General features: G+C 69.1%; 18 protein-coding genes and 1 pseudogene. 13 read left to right on the top strand and 6 right to left on the bottom strand.

The window, feature by feature from the left end:
• The first annotated feature begins 272 nt into the window (after positions 1 to 272).
• The 3 genes from ACH492_RS26035 (at position 273) to ACH492_RS26025 (ending at position 3,291) form a co-directional block, all read left to right on the top strand.
• The gene (locus ACH492_RS26035; protein WP_398990101.1) at positions 273 to 1,727 is read left to right on the top strand and encodes a hypothetical protein; all 1,455 of its coding nucleotides are present in this window, start codon (positions 273 to 275) and stop codon (positions 1,725 to 1,727) included.
• 156 nt (positions 1,728 to 1,883) lie between these two features.
• Positions 1,884 to 2,705: a class I SAM-dependent methyltransferase gene (locus ACH492_RS26030; RefSeq protein ID WP_398990100.1), complete on the top strand. Its 822-nt coding sequence runs from the start codon at positions 1,884 to 1,886 to the stop codon at positions 2,703 to 2,705.
• A 22-nt stretch (positions 2,706 to 2,727) separates the two neighbouring features.
• Positions 2,728 to 3,291: a low molecular weight phosphatase family protein gene (locus ACH492_RS26025; RefSeq protein WP_398990099.1), complete on the top strand. Its 564-nt coding sequence runs from the start codon at positions 2,728 to 2,730 to the stop codon at positions 3,289 to 3,291.
• Positions 3,292 to 3,307: 16 nt separating this feature from the next.
• Here the strand turns inward: ACH492_RS26025 and ACH492_RS26020 are convergent, their stop codons facing one another.
• The 4 genes from ACH492_RS26020 to ACH492_RS26005 all read right to left on the bottom strand — a co-directional run bounded on the left by ACH492_RS26020 (position 3,308) and on the right by ACH492_RS26005 (position 7,807).
• Entirely contained in the window at positions 3,308 to 5,167 is a 1,860-nt protein-coding gene (locus ACH492_RS26020; RefSeq protein WP_398990098.1) for a DUF4012 domain-containing protein, read from the bottom strand.
• A 10-nt stretch (positions 5,168 to 5,177) separates the two neighbouring features.
• Positions 5,178 to 6,092, bottom strand: a complete 915-nt coding sequence (locus ACH492_RS26015; protein WP_398990097.1) for an LPXTG cell wall anchor domain-containing protein — start codon at positions 6,090 to 6,092, stop codon at positions 5,178 to 5,180.
• A 531-nt stretch (positions 6,093 to 6,623) separates the two neighbouring features.
• The gene (locus tag ACH492_RS26010) at positions 6,624 to 7,535 is read right to left on the bottom strand and encodes a sulfurtransferase (RefSeq protein WP_398990096.1); all 912 of its coding nucleotides are present in this window, start codon (positions 7,533 to 7,535) and stop codon (positions 6,624 to 6,626) included.
• Entirely contained in the window at positions 7,532 to 7,807 is a 276-nt protein-coding gene (locus tag ACH492_RS26005; protein ID WP_398990095.1) for a hypothetical protein, read from the bottom strand. The genes ACH492_RS26010 and ACH492_RS26005 overlap by 4 nt, the downstream gene beginning before the upstream one ends.
• Positions 7,808 to 7,871: 64 nt before the next feature.
• On the opposite strand from ACH492_RS26005, the gene ACH492_RS26000 reads away from it, so the two are divergent.
• Entirely contained in the window at positions 7,872 to 9,044 is a 1,173-nt protein-coding gene (locus tag ACH492_RS26000) for a serine hydrolase domain-containing protein (RefSeq protein ID WP_398990094.1), read from the top strand.
• A gap of 207 nt (positions 9,045 to 9,251) precedes the next feature.
• On the opposite strand, the gene ACH492_RS25995 is transcribed toward ACH492_RS26000, so the two are convergent.
• Complete coding sequence (locus ACH492_RS25995; RefSeq protein ID WP_398990093.1) at positions 9,252 to 9,968, bottom strand: CAP domain-containing protein; 717 nt, start codon at positions 9,966 to 9,968, stop codon at positions 9,252 to 9,254.
• A gap of 619 nt (positions 9,969 to 10,587) precedes the next feature.
• Between ACH492_RS25995 and ACH492_RS25990 the strand changes: the two are divergent.
• A pseudogene (locus tag ACH492_RS25990) lies at positions 10,588 to 10,802 on the top strand (LuxR C-terminal-related transcriptional regulator); the annotation flags it as partial.
• 63 nt (positions 10,803 to 10,865) lie between these two features.
• Here ACH492_RS25990 and ACH492_RS25985 read toward each other — a convergent pair.
• Positions 10,866 to 11,198, bottom strand: a complete 333-nt coding sequence (locus ACH492_RS25985) for a hypothetical protein (RefSeq protein ID WP_398990092.1) — start codon at positions 11,196 to 11,198, stop codon at positions 10,866 to 10,868.
• Between the two features lie 390 nt (positions 11,199 to 11,588).
• Between ACH492_RS25985 and ACH492_RS25980 the strand changes: the two genes are divergently transcribed.
• The 8 genes from ACH492_RS25980 (at position 11,589) to ACH492_RS25945 (ending at position 22,172) form a co-directional block, all read left to right on the top strand.
• Entirely contained in the window at positions 11,589 to 12,254 is a 666-nt protein-coding gene (locus ACH492_RS25980; RefSeq protein ID WP_398990091.1) for a GPP34 family phosphoprotein, read from the top strand.
• A gap of 387 nt (positions 12,255 to 12,641) precedes the next feature.
• Positions 12,642 to 12,923 carry a hypothetical protein gene (locus ACH492_RS25975; protein WP_398990090.1) on the top strand — a complete coding sequence of 94 codons (282 nt, stop codon included), beginning with the start codon at positions 12,642 to 12,644 and terminating at the stop codon, positions 12,921 to 12,923.
• A 181-nt stretch (positions 12,924 to 13,104) separates the two neighbouring features.
• A complete protein-coding gene (gene eccD, locus ACH492_RS25970; protein ID WP_398990089.1) occupies positions 13,105 to 14,460 on the top strand; it encodes a type VII secretion integral membrane protein EccD in 1,356 nt (451 codons plus the stop codon).
• A gap of 54 nt (positions 14,461 to 14,514) precedes the next feature.
• The gene (locus ACH492_RS25965) at positions 14,515 to 15,768 is read left to right on the top strand and encodes a MinD/ParA family protein (protein ID WP_398990088.1); all 1,254 of its coding nucleotides are present in this window, start codon (positions 14,515 to 14,517) and stop codon (positions 15,766 to 15,768) included.
• 34 nt (positions 15,769 to 15,802) lie between these two features.
• Positions 15,803 to 19,777: a type VII secretion protein EccCa gene (gene eccCa / locus ACH492_RS25960; RefSeq protein WP_398990087.1), complete on the top strand. Its 3,975-nt coding sequence runs from the start codon at positions 15,803 to 15,805 to the stop codon at positions 19,775 to 19,777.
• 87 nt (positions 19,778 to 19,864) lie between these two features.
• Entirely contained in the window at positions 19,865 to 21,283 is a 1,419-nt protein-coding gene (locus tag ACH492_RS25955) for a DUF6177 family protein (protein ID WP_398990086.1), read from the top strand.
• Positions 21,284 to 21,477: 194 nt separating this feature from the next.
• Positions 21,478 to 21,810: a hypothetical protein gene (locus ACH492_RS25950; protein ID WP_398990085.1), complete on the top strand. Its 333-nt coding sequence runs from the start codon at positions 21,478 to 21,480 to the stop codon at positions 21,808 to 21,810.
• A 47-nt stretch (positions 21,811 to 21,857) separates the two neighbouring features.
• Positions 21,858 to 22,172, top strand: coding sequence for a pore-forming ESAT-6 family protein (locus ACH492_RS25945; protein WP_398990084.1), 315 nt, complete (start codon positions 21,858 to 21,860; stop codon positions 22,170 to 22,172).
• Positions 22,173 to 22,286: the final 114 nt, after the last annotated feature.

Below are 22,286 nucleotides of genomic sequence, written 5' to 3'. Positions count from 1 at the left end.
CCCCCGCTCAATGTCGCACCGGGGAGACGGCTCATACCGGCATGTCCGCGAGTTCACCGGCGCAGGCCCGGTGCCCGGCCTTCCAGCGCTGCCTCCGTGCCGCCGGGCCCTGGAATTCTGAATAGAGGGCGAGCGCTGTCAACTGCGCGACAAAGCCGGAGATTTCACAGGCCTTCGGTCGCACTTCTCGCCGTTCGAGTTCATCGAGCGTTATCTCATATCGCGACACAGAACGTCAGCCGGGCCCAGGAACTTCTCACTCCTGTAATCTCATGGCCCATGGTCGACTCGCATTACCGGGGCTTTCGTACTCGGGCCGTGCTTACAAGTCAAGAGTGGGCCGCAGTCCACAGGGCCGGTATGCGCAAAGCGCACAGATCGAAAGAGGCCGGTTGACCATGCGCGCATCGACCGTGCTCAGGACACCAGCCGGCACCGGCACTCATCCCTCCAAGTCTGAGAGCCCGCGGCGCAGTTCGTTCTGGGGCGCTCTCGCGGTATTCGCGGCAGCGGCGGTTCTCCACGTCGGTGTTGTCCTGGTCGTTCACTCGCAGACCAACGGTGACGCGCTCTTTCCGGATGCCCAAGGCTATAAATCGGCCAGCGACATGATTGCCGTGGCCTGGCGCAACGGGAGCCCCCTGGATACGCGCAGTCTCTCAGGACTGGTCGGTTCTGCGGTGTGGGGCTATCCGGCGATCATGGCGCTGTGCAGATTTCTGACCGGTGGTGGGTGGCTGGCCGCCAAGACGGTTCTGGCTCTTTTCGCGGCCACCGGCGCGGTCGCCGCGTACGGACTGGCTCTCACGTCCGGGCGGGGGCGTAAGCGCGCCGCCGCCGTCGGACTGATGGTGGGCGCGAGTCCGTCCCTCTTGCTGTGGGATGCCTGGGGCCTGAAGGACGGGCTGATCACCAGCCTCGTCCTGTGGTCCTTGCTCGTACAGACGCGTGCCCGCTTCTCGATTGCCTGTGTCGGCACGCTGCTGAGCATCCACGCATGTCTGTACCTGAGACCTGCGGCAGCGCTCTTTCTCGGGGTTGCTCTGCTGGCCCGGGTGAGATTCCGCCGCGAGTACCTGGCGGGTTCCCTGATCGTCGTAGGGGCCGCCGCCCTCTTCATTCTTCCTCGCCTGATGACGCTCTTCGGTCTTGTGGACAGTCTGGAGGTCGTGGGCGGGACCCGTCTCGGCTTCACCGGGGGATACGGCTCGGAGAACCTGCTGAATCATCCTCAGTACCTGGTGACCTTGCTGCTCGGGCCGTTCCCCTGGGAGTTCGGGCCTGAGACCGCTGTCCCGGAACGTTGGCTCTATCTGGGCACCATCATCTGGATCGCCTCCCTTTTCCTTGCTCCCACCGCGTTGCGCAGGGCATGGGCGGACACCTCGGGGGTCGGCCGTGCCGCCGTCCTGGGGATGTCCGCCTACGCCGCCGCATATATCGCGACCTTCGGCGGAGCCTTTTACCGGCAGCGTTCCCTGCTTGAATGCATGCTGATCATTCTCGTCGTGCTCTATTTCCCACTCTCTCCGGCCAGGGCCATGATGCGAATCCAAGTGTGGCTCGCCGGCATCGCCGCCGTGGCCGTTGTACACAGCCCGCACCTCACTCCCACGATCGGGAGCAAGTGGCTGGCTGTGTGCGTCATAGGTCTGGTTGTTCCTCTGGCATTCGTGTACGGCCTCCGGCAGGGCGCGGCACGTCGATTTCGTGAACGCCGTACGTAGACACGCTCCCGAAAGGATTGCCCGGTGCTGGATTCTTCCCCGAATCCCTGCCCGCTCTGCGGTTCGACCTCTGCGGATACGCTTTCTCACATCCACCTCTCCGATGTATGGCGGGCATACGCGGAGCAGTGGGCCACGTCGTTTTCCGACGATGTCATGGCGCAGTACGGGAACGGACCGGTCGCTCTCCGCCGTTGCGGTCGTTGCGCGCTTGAATGGTTCGACCCCGCGCTTGAAGGCGATTCCGGCTTCTACTCCCAGCTCTTCACCGGCTTGATCAGGTACGAGAAGTGGCGCTGGGAGTTCGATCGAGCCGCGCGAAGGATCGCGAACGGGGCGCGGGTGGTCGAAGTGGGCTCCGGCGAGGGAGCCTTCCTCCGCTCCGTACTCCCACGGTGCAGTTCCGTCGAGGCGCTCGAGAAGAACCCTCACGCCGCGGACCTGCTGCGTACGGCCGGCATCAAGGTGAGTGAGGACGATGTCCGCGCCGACGCGCAGGTCCGTCCGGGCCGGGCGGACGTCGTCTGCGCTTTCCAGGTTCTCGAACATGTGGCGGACGTACGGGGCTTTCTCACCGCGCTGGCGGCGATCGTGGTGCCGGGCGGTGAGATCCTCCTCTCCGTACCCAACCGTGAGCGGTTCCGCCAGGGTCTGGAACCGAACGACTGCCCACCGCACCACCTCTCCAGGTGGGGCCCTCGGCAGTTCAGCGCCGTGGCCGAGGCCCTCGGCATGGACCTTGTCCTGGTCGAGTACCAGCCGCCTTCCCTGTCTCAGGTCAGGGCAGCACGTCAGCGATCCGTCCGGACGGCGCTGCGCCCCGTGACCGGTGCATGGGTGGCGCAGTTGGCGGGCCGCGCCACTGCCCGGGTGCGCATGCCGGAACGCCGTCATGCGCGTTTGGCCGCCGAAGGCCGCTTCCCTTCCCGGGGCGAGTACGGACACACCATGTTCGCGGTGCTCCGTCGTCGTGGGTGATGGCGTGATCCGCTGCTCAACCGTGCGTGAACCGTTCCGCGTGCTCGTCGTCTGCACCGGAAACGTGCATCGCTCGCCACTGGCGGAACGCCTGCTGACCTTCCGACTGGCGACGGCTGCAGGCAAGTTCCGGGTGTCGAGCGCGGGGACCGTCGCGGTGAACGGCACACCGATGGACCCGGTCGCCGCCTCCCTGCTCACCGAGATGGGCGGGGAACCCACCGGAGCGGCCGCTCGAAGGCTCACCGCAGGCCTCGTGAGCGGCGCGGCACTGGTTCTGGGTGCCGCGACAGAGCACCGTGAGGCCGCGGTACGGCTCTGCCCGGTGCATGGGCTCGGACGCGCCTTCACACTGCGGGAGTTCGCACGGCTGCTGCATGAGGACGACGCGGCGGGTCTGACCGACCCGGCAGAGCGGGCCGAGGCCCTGACCAAAGGGGCCGCCGCACGGAGAGGAGTGGGCGGAGGGGGATCGTGGGACGACGACCTGGCCGATCCGTACGGTGCGTCCGAGCAAGAGGCAAGGGCATGCGCCGCCCGTATCACCGAAGCCGTGGAACGGATCGCGGCCGCAGTGCTGGGCTGACCGGCAGAGCCCTCGCTCAGGCTCCGGGGCAGCCGCCCGGGGACGGGTGCACCCTGGCCCGCAGCGGGCGTGGCAGTCGCTGGTGGAAGACGACGGGTCCGTGGTCGGCCGGGGGCTCCAGCAGATGCAGCGTCAACGTCCGGCTGCTGCCCGCGGGCACTTCGACGTCGAACGTGTACACAGGATGGCCGCGCTCTGCACCCGGTGTCAGGCGGGCGGGCCGCCCGTCGAGGGCAGCCTTGACCAGATGGGCCCCGCCGGTCGCGAAGTAGGAGACCAGCAGGCGGTTGTCCCCCTGACGCGTCGGATAGGGCGGCTTGTCGAGACGATCGGTGACGTAGGCGGGAAGTCCTGCGGACGGTGCACCGTTGGAGAAGACCGCCTTGACGGTGACCTCGCGGCCGTCGGCGGTGCAGCGGCCGGGGTACCAGTCCAGGGTGCGATCGAGGTAGTAGTCGAGCTTGGTGCCGGCGGCGTTGTTGACCACCAGCCCGGCGTAGGGCTCCGGACGCCGCGGCAAGGAGCCGCCGACCGGGCGTGATTCCAGCTCCTGCTGCTCCTTCGCGTGGGCGCTCCAGGCGGTCACCTGCCCGTTGCCCAGCAACTCGTACAGGCCGAGGAGCAGCGAGGGCCGCCGCTGGGGATCCTCGGCGGCGGTCAGCAACCGCCCGGCGGCGGCTCGGGCCACGTCCAGCAGATAAGCCTTGCGCTTGACTTGGTCCGTGTGCGTCACGTAGTTGGTTCGTTCGCTGAGATCCACCACGTTGTCCGCGGTGACGACCGTTCCGTCGGCTGTGAGCGCCGGGCCGGAGGCTGCGAGCAGCCGGGCCAGCGCGGCCGGATCCAGTGCGAGTACGCCGTCGACTCGCTCGCCGCTCTGGTAGAGCCAGGTGGCCGACCAGATCCGCGCGGCGTAGGGGAAGTGCGGGCTCATGTTGGAGTTGGCCCAGGTGTTCACCGCGTCGCCACGTCCGTACATGGCGGCGAATTCGGAACCGAGGTCCACCTCGGGGCGAGCGCCCACCATCTCGGCGTCGCTTCCGAAATGCGTCAGCTCCAGCGCCCCCCGGTCGGCCGTCAGTACGGCATGGGCACCGGGCATCCCACCGGTTCCACGCGACTCTGCGGGGTTCTGGAACACCAGGAGGTAACGCCGCGGACCGTCCGCCCCCAGCATCGGCGGCAGGAGCCGGGCGCCGGTGGCAGCGTCCTCCACGGCGGGCGCCATCCGGTCCAGCCCGCCGAGAAGTTGACCGCGCACCCGGTCCACGGCGGGCAGCCAGGTGCGGCGGGGCAGCCTGCGCACCTCCGTACGGCTGGCGGCCATCCGGTGCGAGGCCTGCCCCAGAGCCGGGGCGGCCCTGCGCAGTTCGGAGAGGTTCAGATGCCCGCCGTCGGCGCCCGCGTCGGCGAGGCTGCCGGCGGTGCGTACGACAGCGGGCAGAACCTCGCCGGTCAGACCGTCCACTGCCTTGGCGGTACCCCGGACGGTCTCGAACGGGCCTCCTAGGGCGGGCAGATACGCGGCCACGGACCACGCGGGGCCGGTGGTGAGCCGATGCGCCCGGGCCGCGTGCGCCGCGGCGGACCGGACTGCTGCTTCGGTGCGGGCCCTGCGGTCCGTGGCCCCTTTCACCGTCGCGTTCTGCGCGGCGGGCGCTGTCATCGCGTTCCGCAGCGTCTCCAGGTCGCTCCGGGCCGCGAGCAACTCGCCGCGGGCGTACAGACCCGTGACAAGCACCCAGCCCGAACCGACCAGGAGAAGGCATGCCGCCGCCCACATCAGCGGCCTGGCGCGACGGTGATTCCGTCGCACCAGGCCGGTGAAGGAGGACAGAACTGCACTGTCCGGGAGTTTGTGGCGGAACCACACCATCCTTGGCCTCTCAGCCGCGGTCAGCGTCAGTACGCCGACGCCTGGCGATCAACAGCGATCCGCCACCGAGAAGCACCAGACCACCTGCCGCACTGAGCAGCGCCACCGTGGCATCCGAGGAACCGGTGTCCGCGAGCCCCGAGGAGCCGTTGCCGTGACCGGATCCGTTGCCGCTGCCGGGGCGGCCGTGGTCGTCGTTGCCGTTGCCGTTGCCGGGGCGGCCGTGGTCGTCGTCGCCGTCACCGTCGCCGGGGCGGCCGTGGTCACCGTCGTCGTCACCGTCGCCGGGGCGGCCGTGGTCGTCGTCACCGTCACCGTCACCGTCGCCGGGGCGGCCGTGGTCGTCGTCACCGTCGCCGTCACCGGGGCGGCCGTGGTCGCAGTCGCCGTCACCGTCGCCGTCACCGTCGCCAAGGGGCACGGTCACCCGGGCGGACAGAGTCATTGCCGACGCCTGGCCGACGAGCTGGAAGTCGTAGGCGCCCGGTAGGACACCCTCGGGGATGATGACCCTGCCCGACACATTGCCGGAGGCGTCGGCCTCGAACATGTCGAGCTCCACGATGGGCCGGGGACCCCCGTTGCTCGGTGCGGGTGAGGGGCAGTACGTCGCTGTGGCTGTGGCTGTGGCTGTGGGCTTGGGGCTGGCCACGGCACGGGACTGTGTGAGGGGGGCAGCCGCGGCTCCGGCGGCGCCGGCGCCACCCACCGGGAACAGGCGCGCGAGAACGTCTTCGCCAGGCTGGAAGCCGGTCGCGGTGTGGTTGATGTCGTCACCGGGGGGCACGGTGACGTCGTCGATCTGAATACTTGGGGCCGGCGGGTACTGTGCGAACGCCGGCTCGGCGACCACCAGCGGAACAGCTGCGATCAGGCTCGCGGTGGCGATGGCCATGGCAACACGCCGTCTAGAACGTCTGGGCATCGGTTCGGGGCTCCTTCGGAAGGCGCTTGATGAGTGATCATTCGTTGTTGTCGGGGTAGGCAGAGTCGAGCGACCGGTGCCGGAGAGGCCATGGGATGTTTCTGTTTCAGGCCGTGGCTCCGCGGCCGGCTATTGCCTGGCGGCAACTCCCGCCGGTCCTCGGCGCCTTTTGGTGAACAGTTCCGCCGTCTGCACCACCTCTACCAACATCGCGCTGATCACTCCCTTGCCTCAATCGGCACTGCCGCAGGCCTTGTGCCACCGCCGACTGCCCGATTCGGACGACTCCCGGGCCACGACTCATCGGACAGCAAGGCCATTGACCGAAATCAAGCAACAGGATCCATAGACGTGGGCGGCTCCGGCCAAACAGGCTCGCCTGGTGCTCCGCAGGACGGCGCAGTGGTTGCACTCATGTGGCCCTCAGCGCTCGCGGCTGCGGCCTGAACCTGGTGGCACGGGCTTCATGGTGATCTGGTGGGCGCCACCGTGATCAGGGCGAACAGCACCGACGTACAGAGAGGGATGCCGTCACGGCACAGGGCCCCCGCTCTCCGCTTCGCCGGTCACGACGGGCAGGTCCGAGGGCAGACCCCATTCGCTCCACGATCCGTCGTACACGGACAGCTCGCGATACCCGGCCAGTTCGGCGCCCAGGGCCAGGATGCAGGCGGTGACGCCCGACCCGCAGCTGAAGAGCATCTTCTCCCGGCCCCCGGAGAGGTCGGAGAAGGCGGCGCGCAGCTCCGGCGCGGGGCGCATCCGGCCCTCGTGCTGGATCTCCCCCAAGGGCAGGTTCAACGCGTTGGGCATGTGGCCGCCGCGCAGCCCCGGGCGGGGTTCGGGGGCCGCGCCTGAGAACCGTTCCCGGGAGCGGGCGTCGAAGACGGCCGAGGCCGGGTCGGCCAGGGCCGCCACCACCTCGCCGCGCCCGACGACCAGCCCCGCGCGTGGCCGTGCGGTGAAGTCACCGCGCGGCCACGCGGGCACGAGATCGCCGCCCTCAAGCGGCTGCCCGGCCGCGGCCCAGACGGGCAGGCCACCGTCGAGCACCGCGGCACGGTCGAAGCCCATCGCCCGCAGCATCCACCACGCCCGGGCGCTGGAGTAGATGCCCGCGGCGTCGTAGACGACGACGGTGTCGGCGTCGTCGACGCCGAGGGAGCGCATTTCCTTCGTGAACTGGTCGGCTCCGGGCATGGTGTGGGGCAGCGGGCTGGAATGGTCGGACAGTGCCCCGTCGATGTCGAAGGGCCGTGCGCCCGGGATCCTTACCCAAGCTCTTCGGGCAGGGGATACCCCATGCGCCGCGCCGCGGTGCGCGCCCACGGAGGCGTCGAGGACCACCAGCCCCGGCGTGCCCAGCCGGGGCGCGAGCCAGTCGGTGCCGACCAGCGGACCGCAGAGCGGGCTGATCGGGACGAGCGGGTTCTGTGTGCTCACTGTGTGCCGCCCATGGGCTCGGTGGGACGCCGTCCGGCCTGCCCGGAGAACCGGGCTGCCACCTTGTCCATATTGGCGGCCACGTCGTCCTCCGTGTCCCCGGCGACGACATAACCGGCCAGGAAAAGGCCGGACTTGATGCCTCCGTGGAACTCCTGGCCGACCGCCGGAACAACGGTCGCCGCGGCTGCGGACCTGGCCGCCCCCAACGGGGACGCGGGCTCGGGCCGCTCGCAGTCTGAAGCGCGGTGTCTGACGTCGCCGGTTAGCATGCGGACAAAGCCCGTAATTGCGATATAGGGGATCGCGGTCTTCGACCTGCATGGAGGCTCCACCGTGCGTAGACCCAAGACGGCCACCCTCATGTGCCTGCAACTGCTCTTGGGCGCTTCGCTGGCGGGCTGCGCCTTCACGGAGGCCGAGAGCGCGGTGAAGTCATGTCCGTCCGGCCAGATCCCCCAAGGCGGCACGTGCATTCCGGCCGACACCGCCGACTTCACCAAGAAGCAGGTCGAAGACTCCCTGAAGAAGTACAAACTCAATGCAGCTATGGCAGGGGTATGGGTCGACGGCAAAAGAATTTCGACCGTGGCTTCAGGAGAGTCGATGACGGGCGTCCCTGTTTCGACGGACATGCATTTCCGGATCGGATCGGTGGCGATTCCCTATTTGACGACCGAATTGCTCAAGCTCGTCGACGAGGGCAAGGTCAAGCTCGACGACAAGATTTCTCGGTGGTGCCCCGACCTTCCGCACGCGGACGAGATCACTCTGAAGATGCTGGCCTCTACCACCTCCGGATACTCGGACTATGTCCGGGATCCTGAGTTCTTGGCCGAACTCTACAAGAATCCGTTCCGTCAATGGTCGGCGGAAGAACGGGTGAAAATCTCCGTCTCCAAGCCCCTCGTGAAACCCCCGGGAACGGGTTTTGTCTATTCGCACGCCAATTGGGTGATCCTGGGTGACATCATCTCGAAGGTGGAGAAGAAGCCCCTTGCGGAAGTGATGCGGAATGAAATCTTGAAGCCCCTCGGCCTGACCCAGACCGAAAACCCGTCCACAGCCGAGATCACCGCCCCGGTGCTCCATGCCTTCGACAATGAACGGGGCGTATTCGAGGACTCCACCTACTGGAATCCGTCATGGACGCTGGCACCGGGAGCAATCATGACGGGAACACTGGAGGATCTGGGGAAGTCCGTGACGGCGTTGGGCGAAGGGAAGTTGCTGACGCCCGAGTCGTACAAGGAACAGATCACACCCGTCTCCAAGGTGTCGCCGACGGTCTCCGTCGCCCTTGGGGTGTTCGTACAGAAGACCTGGCTCCTGCAGAATCCGTCATTCGCCGGCTATCAGGCAACGGTCGCCTATCTGCCTTCCAAGAAGATCGCGATCGCGACGGTCGCGACACAGGGCACCGGCAACAACGCCGACGACAATTCCAGCACCGCGGTCTTGATCTCGATCGCCAACCATATGGCTCCGGACACTCCCTTGGGCTTCTGAGGGGACTCCCCGGGGCCGCTCCCTCCGGCCGTCGTGAGGTCTGCGCCGGCGAGGCGAAGGGGCCAGTTCGCATTCATACGCCGCTTTTGTGACGCATCGATGACGAAGGCCCCGACTGGCGACGGTCGGGGCCTTTCATCCGGTGGAGGATGCGCGCCATCCCCGCAGAAGTGAGCCGGGGCAAGTGGTGGGCGGATCCTTGTGCCTCTATCGGGCCGTTCCGAAGTCCTGCGTCCAGTAATTGCCGGGCTGCGCGAGGCCGATGCCGATCTCCTTGAACGCACAGTTGAGGATGTTGCGCTTGTGGCCAGGGCTGCCCATCCAGCCGGCCATGACGCTCTCGGGTGTGGCGTAGCCGTAGGCGACGTTCTCGCCGTAGGTGCTCCAGCTGTAACCGGCACGCGTGATCCGGTCGCCCGGAGACGATCCGTCGGAGCCCGTGTGGGACATGTTCCGATGGGATGCCATGTCCTTACTGTGGTCCTGAGCGGCCTTTGTCAGCTTCGCATTCAAGGTCAGCGGAGAGCATCCGGCCTTGCTGCGCTCGCTGTTGACGAGCTTCAACACGCTGGCCGCAGCCCCGGATGCCGGGGCGGTGGTCTTCGGTGCGCTTGGAGGCGTAGTGGTTTTCGGTGCGCTTGGAGACGCGGTGGTCTTCGGTGCGCTTGGGGGCGTAGCGGTTTTCGGGGCTGTTGGAGACGCAGCGGGCGTCTGCGACGCTCCCGCAGCCCGCTTCTGGCCCCAGTGGCCACCTGTCCATCGCTGCTCGGAGTTCGCACTCTTCCAGTGGCCGTGGGACTGACGCCCCGCGTTCTCCGGAGTGTCCAGGCACGCCATGGCGGCAGAGGGCACAGCCACGGCTCCCACGGCGACGGCAGCGATGGTTATCTGCCGGTAGTACGTCTTCCTGCGATGCTTCCTCATGTGACCTCGCTCGATAAATCGCGGAGCGCCTCCGGTATCGCCGACTCAGCGCAGATCCTGCGCCTGAGCTGCGGAGACGCCTTGCGGCCGCCATTCTTAGAAGCGGAGTCAGGGAAGGGCAATGAGCGCCACTACTACCTAGCTTCGTAGTAACGGAGGGCTCTTGAAACGGGCGCACAGGCGTGCTGGTCCGGCTTCTGGAGTTCCGGAAAATTCTGTTGCCCCGTCAGAAGTCCTTGCTCGCTCGATGAACGGGCGAAAGGGCTGAGCGGGCCGAATGGTGCCAAACCTTGCGCCGGGCATGTCTGCACCAAGACGGACAAATGTCACTATGTCGCCAAGGTGCCAACTACTATTCGGCGACCTAAGTGCCAAAAGTCCATGTGGCCGATGTCACTGGGCGATGGATGTGCCACATCACCCTGGACCTCTACGGGATCACCGCGCCGCGCCTGAGGAGCCGGCGGCGCCGCGTCGTAAGGCCAGGCACCCCGCTCCGTCACGGAGTGGTGACGGGGAGTGCAGACCCCTCAGGGAGCGTGCTGGTGCTGGTCCGATATCTCGTCGGACCAGCACCGTGACGACGCTTCGGTCAAATCCGCCATTGACGTGTCGTACTGCTCGTCGGCGACCATCCGCCGGCGAGGCGCTGCTCGCACGCACCGTCACCCGCCGCCTCATCGGCGAGTTCGCCCGCCTGCGCCGCAAGCCGCCCACCACGCCTTCCGCGCCGCTCGGCTGTGCGTCAGTGAGGAGACGGTCAGGACTCATGTCAGCCGTGTGCTCAGCAAGCTCGGGCCGCGCGACCGCACGCAGGCGGTCGTTGCGGCGTAAGACGTGCCGCGCACCGGAGGGAGAGAGGGTCCGGCTCAGCACCGGATGGCGTTGCAGTGGCAGCTATGGACGCCACACGGCCTGCGTCACGATCATCCCGGCCAGCGGATCGGCCTCGCGCTCGTCGAACTCGGCGAGCGCGCGCTCGTTGGCAGCGGCCAGGCTCTGCGGGGTGCCGTCCCCGTGGCTGCGCTCATGCCCTGCCGCGATGTCGGCCATCAGCTCATTGGCCTGCGCCGGATGCGCTGCCGCAGCCCCGACGCCCCACTCCCACCCGGGCACCGGAACACCCGTGTCGGCAACGCCGCGCAGCAGCGCGGCGATCTCCTCGGCCGTGTCACGTATCGCGTCACCAAGTCCCTGAGGCAGAGTGCCTCGTACTCTCTGCCCTGTCACTGGCGCCACGGCTCCCATCGTCGCCCTCGTACCCACAGCGGAACGCGCAGCCCGTCGGCTGTCCTGTTCGAGATCGTCTGCGGTACAAAACCAGGTCACGGGGGCTGCGACAAGAGCTTGAGCACCGGGCAAATCAACCGCATTCCACCGCTTACCGAAGGCCCCAGGCCCTGCGCGAGGAAGTCGGTGTTGTCGGCCCACTGGTCGTCCCCGACCACCTCGTACGCCTCGCACAGATGCCGCTCGCGCTACGGATGCGCCAGTGGTCTGGTTGGGGCGCGCGGAGGGTGCCCGTGCATCGCAGCGACGCTCTTCGGCTCAACTCGGGAACTCTCGGCACGTTTCAGACGTCCGAATGATCACGGGTAAGAGTGAAGGGGGAACAGGCGCATGACGGTCACGCTGGGCGAGGAAATCATGTTGCTCTCGCTGGACGACGAGTCCGGAATGGCGAAAGAGCGGCAGTCTGCCGGTTGGGCCGTCGCGGGTGGGATCGTGCTCGAACTCGTCATGGCCGGTCGCGTCTCGGTGGACCGCGGGCGGGTGACAGTGACTGACACGACGCCCACCGGCATCGGACTGCTGGACGACCGGCTCAAGCTGATCGATGCCTGGGCATCCAAGAAGAGCAGGCCGCCCAAGGTCACGGACTGGCTGACGAGGGACCACGGCAAGGCTGTGAGCGCCACGATCGACAGCCTGCGCGAACGCGGCCTGGTGGGCGAGGAACAGCGCAAGGTGCTGGGCGTGTTCCCGGTGCGCCGCTTTCCCGAGGCGGACGGGACGACCGAGCGCGAGCTACGCGCCCGGCTTGCCGCACTGGTCCTGCACAATGCCGTCCCGGATGAGCGCTCGGCCGGCCTGATCGCCTTGATCCATGCCGCGAAGTTGCACCGCCTCGCCTTTCCCGACCGGTCGCGCAAGGAGGTCTCGCCGCGGATGGAGGAGATCGCGGACGGCCAATGGGCGGGCGAGAGCGTCCGGACCGCGATCCGTAACATGCAGGCGGCGATGGTGGCGGTCACCGTGGCAACCACGGTGACGGTGGCGAGTTGACCGGGACTGGCGGGGCCCAGTCGGCAACCGCGGGGCCGGCTGCGGAGCACACCGAGCCCACAGCTTGCGCATGGTCGAAGCCACGTTGACCGCGGTTTGCCGACCGACCTGGCCTGCGTGTCCGCAGCGGACGAAGGACGGCGTACCTGCCATGACCAAGCGCGCGGGCATGGAACCAGCAGCCGTACGCACGGCGTAATCTCGCCGTGCCCGGAGCCGTCTCGTCAAAGCGGCAGATCTCGCAGACAATGTCGTCCCGGAGCGGCTGTTGGTGCTCGACGGGCCGACTGCGCGGAGACTGACGCGGGAGCCCTCGGACCGACGGCCGACGTGTGACGGCCGATCACCGGCGGTTCCACTGACCATGACTGAGGCGACGGACGACGAATGGCACGGGATTACGACAGCCAGCTGCTGGAGTCGGTGGCGGTACGCCGGCGCAGGATGAGGGACGCGCTGCTGTTCGGCGCGCAGCGGGCGCGGCGCACGGCGGACGAGCGGCTCGGGAAGGTGTTCGCCGGGATCGCCATCGCGGCCGTCTTGTGCGCGGGGTGCGTCGGGTGGTCCTTCCTCCAGCACACGCTGGCGAAGCAGAAGGCCGAGCAGCAGAAACAGCAGCAGCGCCAGGAGCAGCAGTACGAGCAACCGGCGAAGTCGGTGAAACCGTAGAAACCCGCCGGTCCAGGTGAGTTCACATCAACTCCGGGAGAGTCCACATCGACTCCGGGAGATGTGCGAAAAGTTCCCCGAAGCAGGAAGAGTCCCGTAAGGGAAGGGGCTAAGCCGGCAGCGCAGGCAAGTCCAATTTTGGCCCGGAAGTTCTCAACGTCGCGATGATAGGTTCCCGTAAGTGGTGAGCACAGCAACGACTTCCCGGGCGCAACTGAGCCGGGTGACCCTGGTCGGCGAGCGACGCCGGGCCGACATCGTCCTGCCCTCCGACACTCCGATCGGGCAACTGCTGCCGGAGATCCTGCAGTTGCTGGACGACCGCGCCGCATCGCGCCCGCTGACACGGCAGTTGATCACGTCCGACGGTTCCGCGCTGCCGCACGACAGCACGCTTGCGTCGGCCGAGATAGCCGACGGCGCCATACTCCGCCTCGTCAGGACCCACTCCGCGCCGCCCGCCCCCGTGGTGCACGACGTCACCGACCAGGTGGCCGACGATCTCGATCTGCAGGCCTGGCGCTGGCGTCCCGCCGCGCGCCGGGCCAGCGCGGGCGTGGCGACCGTCGCCTTCGCGTTGATCGCCGCGCTGCTCGCCCGTCGTGAGTTCGCGCTCGACGCTCTGGCCAGTGCCCTCGTGGCCGTCACGCTCGTCCTCCTGACGGCCGGTGCGCTCGTCGCCAAGATCGGGCAGGGCAACCGGGGCCTGGCGACCGCCCTCTTGTTCGCCTCCGGCGGGCTGGGCATCCTCACCGCGTGGACCGCCGCCGACGCGTACGACTGGTCGGGGACCGTGCGGCTCGCCGCCGTCGCGGGCGCGCTGATCCTGACGCTGGTGCTGCTCGGCTACTTCTCGCCGCTCGGCCGCGGCGGGCTCATCGGCGCCGTGGCCACCGCCGCGATCACCGTCGTGTGGGAGGCCGTTGCCGCCCTCCAGAGCGATCCGGCCCGGCTCGGCGCCGTCATGGCCGTCTTTTCCGTCGTGCTGCTCGGCCTGCTGCCTCGGCTCGCCCTGATGGCGTCGGGGCTCACCGCACTCGACGACCGCCGTTCGGGCGGCGTCTCCGTCAGCCGTCACCAGGTGGGCAACGCGCTCGCGGCCACGCACCGTGGTCTCGCCCTCGCGACGATGGTCACCGCGGTCTCTGCGGCCTCCGCCGGCTGGCTGCTCACCCTGGCCGAGAAGCCGACCGTATGGACCGTGGCGCTGCCGTCACTCGTCGCCGTGGTGCTCCTGTCGAGGGCGCGGGCCTTCCCGTTGGTCGCCGAGGTCGTGGCGCTCATTGCCGCCGCGGCGTGCCTCGTCGTACGCCTCGTGATGCTGTGGATGCAGCATGCCGGGGGCGCCGGGCCGCTCGCCCTGCTGTGCGCCGCCGCGGTGCTGCCGCTGGTCGTTCTGGCGGTGCAGCCGCCCGAGCATGTGCAGGTCCGGCTGCGGCGCACGGCCGATCTGGTCGAATCCATCGGCATGGTGGGGCTCTTCCCGCTCGCCATCGGGATGTTCGGCGTGTACGGACAGCTGCTCAACAAGTTCTGAGTCAACGCGCAGGCGCTCCGGGCGGGGCAAGCAGGGCGGAAAAGAAGGGCGGACATGCCGAACGGAGACAACTGGCAGGGCGATGTGCTGCGTGACCTGAGAGGCGGCGCGCAGCAGGGCGCTCAGGGCCCCGGCGGACAGGCGTACGGCGCCCCCGCGCCGGGCCCGGGCCTCCCCGCGCAGAGCGCTCAGGCGTCGGATGCCGCCCCTGGGCACGGTGTGCCCCAGCAGGCCGACCACCAGCGGCAGCACGAACAGCAGGCAGTCCACCAGGGTCAGGGCGACCGGCCGCAACAGACCGGCTCCCAGGGCCAAGTGCGGCAGGCCCAGGCCCAGACCCCGGCTGCGGCTGCATACGCCCCGGGCCCGGGCACCCCCCACCGCCGCACCCCCGACTCCCGGCCCGTGGTCGCCCAGGACCTGGCCGGAGTGGGACGGGGGCCGCGGCACGGCGAGCCCTTCGCCTCGCGCGCCGCACGCGCCCTGCGCCGTATCGTTTCGTCGTCGGCCGCGCGCGAGGTCGCCGAGACCACCCGCACCGCCGAGGTGCTCCAGCAGCCCGTGACGACCGGCCGGCAGATCGCCGTCACCTCCATCCGGGGCGGTGCCGGCAAGTCGACCGTTGCCGCGCTGCTCGGCACCGCGTACGCGCACTACCGGCAGGACCCGGTCCTACTCGTCGAGGCCGACCCGGCGCTCGGCTCGCTGCCGCTGCGGCTCGGCGCCGAGACGCTGCGCTGGACCACCGGCGATGTCGCGGGCATCGTCGAGCCGCAGATGTCGCTGCTCGACATCACCGGCTATCTCGTCCAGCTCCCCGGCAACGCCTGGCTGCTGCCCGGCAGTCAGGGCCAGATCGGCGCGATGCTGGACACCAGGGCGTACGAGCGGGCCATGGTCGCTCTGCGCCGCTACTTCGGTGTGACCGTGGTCGACTGCGAGACGCTGCCCGCCGAGGTCGCCCGGGTCGCACTCTCCGCCGCCCAGGCCCGCGTCCTGACCACCCCCGCCACACTGGAAGGCGTCACCAGCACGTACTCCGTGCTCCAGTGGATGCAGGAGCTGCCCCGACATGTGATCGCGGGCACGGTCGTCGTGCTCACCGAGCAGGTGCCGCACTCAGGACTCGACCTCGACAAGGCCGCCCAGAAACTCAAGTCCACCGGGGCGGGCGTCCATGTCCTGCCGTACGACCGTCATTTGGCGGCCGGCGGCACGATCCGTACCGAACTGCTCGCTCGCTCGACCAGGACGGCCGCCACCCGTCTCGCCGCGGACGTCTTCCAACTCTCCCAGAAGCGCCACTGACCCGGATGCCGAGCCCGACCGTGAATGACGGACGATGAGTACCCGACTGATCCACCGACCGGCCAGGACCACCCGCCCCCCGGCCGCCTCCGAGGCACGCACCATCGAGGCCCCGCCCAACCTCCCCGAGGGGAAGTCGGGCAACATCGCGATGTCGCTGCTGCCCGTCGCGGGCGTCATGTCGTCCGTCGTGATGATGACTGTCGTACGCAACAGTCAGTTCGCCGCGCTCGGCGCGCTCATCCTCGTCGTCACCATCATCGGCTCCGTCGCGCTCGTCTTCTCGCAGCGAGGCAAGGCCCAGCGCACCCGTCGTACCCAGCGCGAGGCGTTCCTCGCCTATCTGGAGGACCTGCGCGAGGAGCTCTCCGCCGAGGAGCGCGAGCGACGCGAGCGCGCCGACATCCTCAACCCGCCACCGCACGCCCTGTACGACATCGTGCGCGACCCTGCTCGCCTGTGGGAGCGCCGCCGCGTCGACGCCGATTTCCTGCGCGTGCGCGTCGGCACCGGCGAGATGCCCGTACGCGACCTGAAGATCGCCGAGCAGGGCTCGTCGGTCCTCACTCCGCCCGACCGCTTCATGCTCAACGAGGCGTCGGCGCTGATGGCCCGCTTCCGCACCGGCACCGAACTCCCGCTCACCGTTCCGCTCGACCGCGTCGGCAACATCAGCGTCATCGGCCCCCGCGAGGACTGTCTGCGCGTTGCGCGCGCCCTGCTCGTCCAGGCCGCTGCCATGCACGCCCCCGACGACGTGGCGATGGCACTCGCCGTGCCCGGCGACCGGCTCGCCGACTGGGAGTGGGCCAAGTGGATGCCGCATCTGCTCGACACCGAGCAGTTCGACGGTCCCGTCGCCGCCCGGCGCATCGCCCCCTCCGCGCCCCAGCTCGCTCGGCAGATCGGCCCCGAATTGCGCCGCCGCGCCTCCTATGCCGCCGAGGTGCGCCGTGGCCTGTCCGGCAAGGACGCCCTGTCCATGTCGTCCCGGCTGCTCGTCGTCACCGACGGACACGGCGAGGACGCCGTCGACCTCCCGCGCCCCGACGACGCGGTCGGCCTGCGCGAGATGGGCGTCACCGTCCTCCACCTGCTCGAACAGCGGGTCCAGGAACCGGGACACGTCGGCGTCCGGATCACCGTCGACGGCGACCAGGTGGTCATCGAGGACCTGCGCGAGCAGGAGCCGATCAGCGCTCACGGCACCGTGGACGAGGTCACCATCCCCTTCGCCGAGGGCCTGGCCCGGATGCTGGCGCCGCTGCGCCTGTCCGCCGAGTCGCTCGTCGACGCCCCCCTGTCCGGGCCCGTCGACTTCGCCGACCTGCTCGGCATCGACGACGTGGCGCGCCTCGACCTGTCGCGCCTGTGGGCGCCGCGCGGCGAACGCGCCTTCCTGCGCGTACCCATCGGCGTCAGCGACTCCCACGAGCCGGTGCTCCTGGACCTGAAGGAGTCCTCCGAGCTCGGCATGGGCCCGCACGGTCTGTGCGTCGGGGCCACCGGTTCCGGAAAGTCGGAACTCCTGCGCACCCTCGTACTCGCCCTGGTGGCCACACACCCGCCGGAGGACCTCGCCCTGGTCCTCGTCGACTACAAGGGCGGTGCGACCTTCGCGCCGTTCGCGGACCTGCCGCACGTCGCCGGTGTCATCACCAACCTGGAGAATCAGGCGGGCCTCGTCGAGCGCGTCCACGCCTCGCTCGCCGGTGAGGTCAAGCGCCGCCAGCAGGTCCTCAAGGACGCGGGCAACATCGCCGACATCGGTGACTACGCCGCGCTGCGCGCCGACAAGCGGCCCGACCTGGACCCGCTGCCGCATCTGTTCGTCGTCATCGACGAGTTCGGTGAACTCCTCACCGCCAAGCCCGACTTCATCGACCTGTTCCTGTCCATCGGCCGTATCGGCCGCTCCATCGGTGTGCACTTGCTGCTGTCCAGCCAGCGCATCGAGGGCGGCAAGCTCAAGGGCCTGGACACCTACCTCTCGTACCGGCTGGGCCTGCGCACCTTCTCCGCCGACGAGTCCCGTACCGTCCTGGACACCCCGGACGCCTTCCATCTGCCGCCGCTGCCCGGCTTCGGCTACCTCAAGGTCGACACCAGCCATTACGAGCGCTTCAAGGCGAGCTACGTCTCGGGCGCCTACCGCGGTCCCGTGCAGCGCGCGGAAGAAGAGGACACCGGACCCCTCGCCCTGGAGTACGAGGCCTTCAACACACTGGGCGAACCGGACACTTCGGGCCCGCAGGAGCAGACGGTGCGGCGCCGCGAGACCGGGCCGACCGAGATGGGCGTCATCGTCGGCCAGCTGGAGAACGCCGCCGGTCCGGTGCGCCGCATCTGGCTGCCCCCGCTGCCCGACGCGATCACCTTGGACAAGGTCGCCGGACCAATGGACGTAGGTACGCGCGGCATGCAGCTGGCCAAGCGGAGCGGCCCGCTCCAGGTGCCGCTCGGCCTGCTCGACGACGCGACGAAGCAGTGGCAGGGCGAGTGGTACCTGGACCTCACGGTGGCGGGCGGCCACGCCGCCGTCATCGGCGGCCCGCAGTCCGGCAAGACAACGCTCCTGCGCACGCTCGTCCTCTCGCTCGCGCTGACCCACACTCCGCAGGAGGTCGGCGTCTACGGCCTCGACCTGGTCGGCGGCGGTCTCCAGGCCCTGTCGGGTCTGCCGCACGTCGGCGGCATCGCGGGCCGCGCCGATCGAGAGCGCGCGGGACGCACCGTCGAAGAAGTACGGAACATGCTCGCGACCCGCGAGGACATCTTCCGCGAACACGGCATCGACTCCGTCGAGCAGCTGCGCACCCTGCACGCGGCGGGCCGGCTGCCCCAGCTGACCTCCGCCGAGATCGTGCTCGTCATCGACGGCTTCGGCGCGCTGCGCGACGACTTCGAGGAGCTGGACGACGCGGTCGTCGACGTTCTCAAGCGCGGCGGTGGCTACGGGATCCACGTCGTCGCGGGCATGCTCCGCTGGAACGACGTCCGCATCGCCACCCAGTCGAACTTCGGCACCCGCGTCGAGCTGCGACTGAACGACCCGACCGAGTCCAGCATCGAACGCAAGCTCGCCGAGACCCTGTCGCCCGACGAGCCCGGCCGCGTCCTCACCGACGGCAAGCTCTTCGCGCAGGTCGCGCTGCCCCGTACGGATGGGGTCACCGACACCTCGGACATGGGCGCGGTCCTGGAGCGCACGGCCCGTACGGTCCGCGCCACCTGGAGCGGCGAGGTCGCCCAGTCGGTACGGGTCCTGCCGCACATCCTGGAGCCCCACCTCCTGCCGGGCCCGGTCGCCGAGCCCAAGCGGGTGCCGATCGGCCTGGACCAGACGGCACTCGCGCCTGTCCTGCTCGACCTGTTCCAACACGACCAGCACCTGCTGGTCATGGGTGACAGCGAGTGCGGCAAGACGAATCTGCTGAAGACCGTCGCCGGCGGCCTCATCGAGCGCTACGGCGAGGACGAGTTGGTCTTCGCCGTCATGGACCCGCGACGGAGCCTGCGCGGCACGGTCCCAGAGGAGTTCAACGGCGGCTACGCGTACAACGCCAAGATGTGCGCGGGCCTCGCCGCCGGTATCGCCACCGAACTCGAGAAGCGGCTGCCCGATGACAGCGCACGCCTCGAGGACCTGGAGCCCGGCAGCTGGGGCAGCGGTCCGCGGATCGTGGTCCTCGTCGACGACTACGACGTGCTGACCACCGCCGGCCAGGCGCCGCTCACCCCGTTCCTGCCGTACATCCCGTCCGCGGTCGACATCGGCCTCCACTTCGTCCTGACGCGCCGCGTCGCGGGCGCGTCGCGCGGCATGTACGAGCCGCTGGTGCAGGGCCTGCGCGAGTCGGGAGCCTCGGCGATCCTCATGGCGGGCGACCGCAGCGAGGGCCAGCTGTTCCCCGGCGTGTACGCCTCCCAGCAGCCGGCGGGCCGCGGTGTGCTCATCCGCAGGGGCCAGTCGAACCGCCTGATCCAGACCGTGTACTCGGCCGAGTGACGTACGGAATCCACGCCACGCAAGACGCAAGACGCACGATGAACGACTGACGACTGACGACTGACGACGAAGGACCGGACGAGCCACATGACCAAGGACGTCATAGCCCTCACCCAGCGCATGCCCGACCATCGGATCGTGCTCGCCGGCCTGCTCTCGGGAGGCCCCGACAAACTGGTGGGCACGGAGGGCGACGGCGCCGTCGTACAGCTTTGCGATCAGGAGGGCCGTCCTCTCGTCTCCGTCGAGGCGCCGCTGCTCGTGCAGGTCGCGGGCGAGGCCGAGCGGTTGCTCGGCGCCACGGCGCCGCCCGTTCCGTACTGGTGGACGGAGGCCCGCGCCACCACCGGCGTCGAGGAGGCCGAGCGGATCGCCGGTACCTTCGCGGCCAGACTGACCTCTCTGGCCGGCGGCTCCGCCTGGCCGCGGGAGGCGGCGCTTTCTCTCGCCGTGGTGAAGAGTGAGGGCGTGAGCGTCGCCCCGACGCCCGCTGCCGCGCAGCCCGCCGTCGACGTCCTGACCGACAAGGTCGCCGTCGTGATCCAGGACCGTCCGCTGGTCGCCATGACGGCCTGGCTCTCCGACGCGTTCCGGGCCGCGGCCGAGGCCGAGTTGGGCCTCCAGATCGTCAGCCCGGCGGGCACGACGCTCTCGCCGGCCGTACGCGAAAGCCTGAGCGGCTGGCCGTCGCGCTGGGTCGTCCAGGACGAGCGGGAGGGCTACTACGACGGCCTGACCGGTGCCGTACTGGCCTGGCAGCAAGGGATGTTCGCAACGGTCGAGGCGGCCGACGCGACCCCCGACGACCCGCGCACGCCGGTGGCCGCCTCCTACCAGGAGGTCACCGACACCGGTGAGCGCCAGCTGGCTCTCACGTTCCGTGCGGTCCACCCCGCGGACGACCGTCTGGTGCTCGGCGGCGCACTGGAGTCGGTGTGGCGCGAGCTGACCGGCGAGCCCCCGGCCGGCTGGGGCACCGCGGAACCGGCAAATCTCCCCTGGTCGCTGCGCCAACTGACCGACCTCGCCTACGAGAGGGCGCCCGAGCCGACGTGGGTCGTGGTGGTCGGCAGCGTGGACCGTCCCGGCCTGGCGACGGTCCGCGTCAGCCGTACGAAGGCGGGCGTGGAGGAGGAGGTCACGCTGGCGTTCGGCTACGGGGCCGACGAGGAGCCGCCGGTGGACGCCGTGCCCAGGGCTGCGGAGGTGCTCGCCACCCGCCACCGCCTCCAGTCGATGCTCGTACAAGTGCGCAAAGCCCGACATGACTTGGCCGTGCCGCCTCGCTTCGAGGGTCCCGGCGTCCCGCTGGCCTTCGTGCTCGGCGCGGAGGAGGTCCGACAGATGCCCGGCGACCGCGCCCGGCGCACACCGCTGTCAGAGCCGCCCGTCCAGCTCGGTCCCAAAACCCGTCCCGCGCTGTACTACCCGCTGCCGGGCGATCCGTCGGACCTTTCGGGCTGGCGGGACTTCGAGCGTCTGGTGCGGCATTTGAAGGGCGCGTAGGGCCCCTGCGGGGCGGTGCCGCTGCCCTTGATGTGTTGCGTCAAGTGAGCGCGCTCTGCCCATTGTTGACCACTCGTGATGTGACATTGTCGTGGGATGGTCACGGTGGAGCGATTGCTGATTGCACTTGTGACCCCGGAGTTGATAGGGATGTCAGTGCATACGGTCATCATCCAGCCCGCGGGGGGAGTCTGATGAAGTTCGACATGGGGGCGCAGGTTCTGTCGAACCTGCAGTCGCAGTCGCAGGGTTCGAGTACGGATCTGGGGCTGCTGATCCGTCAGCTCGTGCAGGCGGCGCAGCCGCTGGAGGGAAAGTTCAACGGAGCGGGCAAGGCCGCCTTCGACCTGTTCAAGTCGCGCGCCGACGAGATCGCGGCGGACCTGAACGCCTCGCTGTCGGCGATTCTCGGCGGTCAGTCGGGGATGGACGCGGCGTTCGGCTCGGGTGACCAGGAGCAGGACGAGAACGCGAAGACGCAGATGGCGTCGGCGAACTTCGACGCGGCGCGCTTCTCCGGCCGCTGACCGGCTTGTGCGGCGAAGGTGCTCGGATCTAACGGGGAGTGATTGGAATGGCTGGTGCTGGTAGTGACCGTCGTTCGTACGACACGGGTGCGTCGACGGAGGTGCAGGGCAGTATCCAGGCGCTGATCGGGCGCTTGGAGCAGGTGATCAGCGCGCGTGACACCCAGGTGAAGAACGCGATGAAGGACTTCGCGGCCGACGGCGTTGCCGATGAGTACCACGGCAAGGAACTGCGCTGGAACAGCACGTCGCAGGAGGTCCGGAACATCATCCAGCTGTTGAAGACGACGCTGGAGAAGAACGACGCGACGGCACAGCAGACGATCGCGCGGGCGAAGGCCGCGGTCGACAACATCGGCTGACCCGTGTCGTACACGTCCCGGAGAGAAGCGATCCTCCGGGACGTGCCGGGTGGGCACCGGCCGTCGGGCGGGTGCCGGCCGTCGGGTGTGTGGGTTCGCAGCGCGCCGCGCGGG

The organism is Streptomyces sp. NPDC019443 (assembly GCF_044389785.1).
GTDB lineage: Bacteria > Actinomycetota > Actinomycetes > Streptomycetales > Streptomycetaceae > Streptomyces.
Note: the sequence above shows the minus strand (reverse complement) of the source record. Positions and strands in the feature narration are given on the sequence as shown.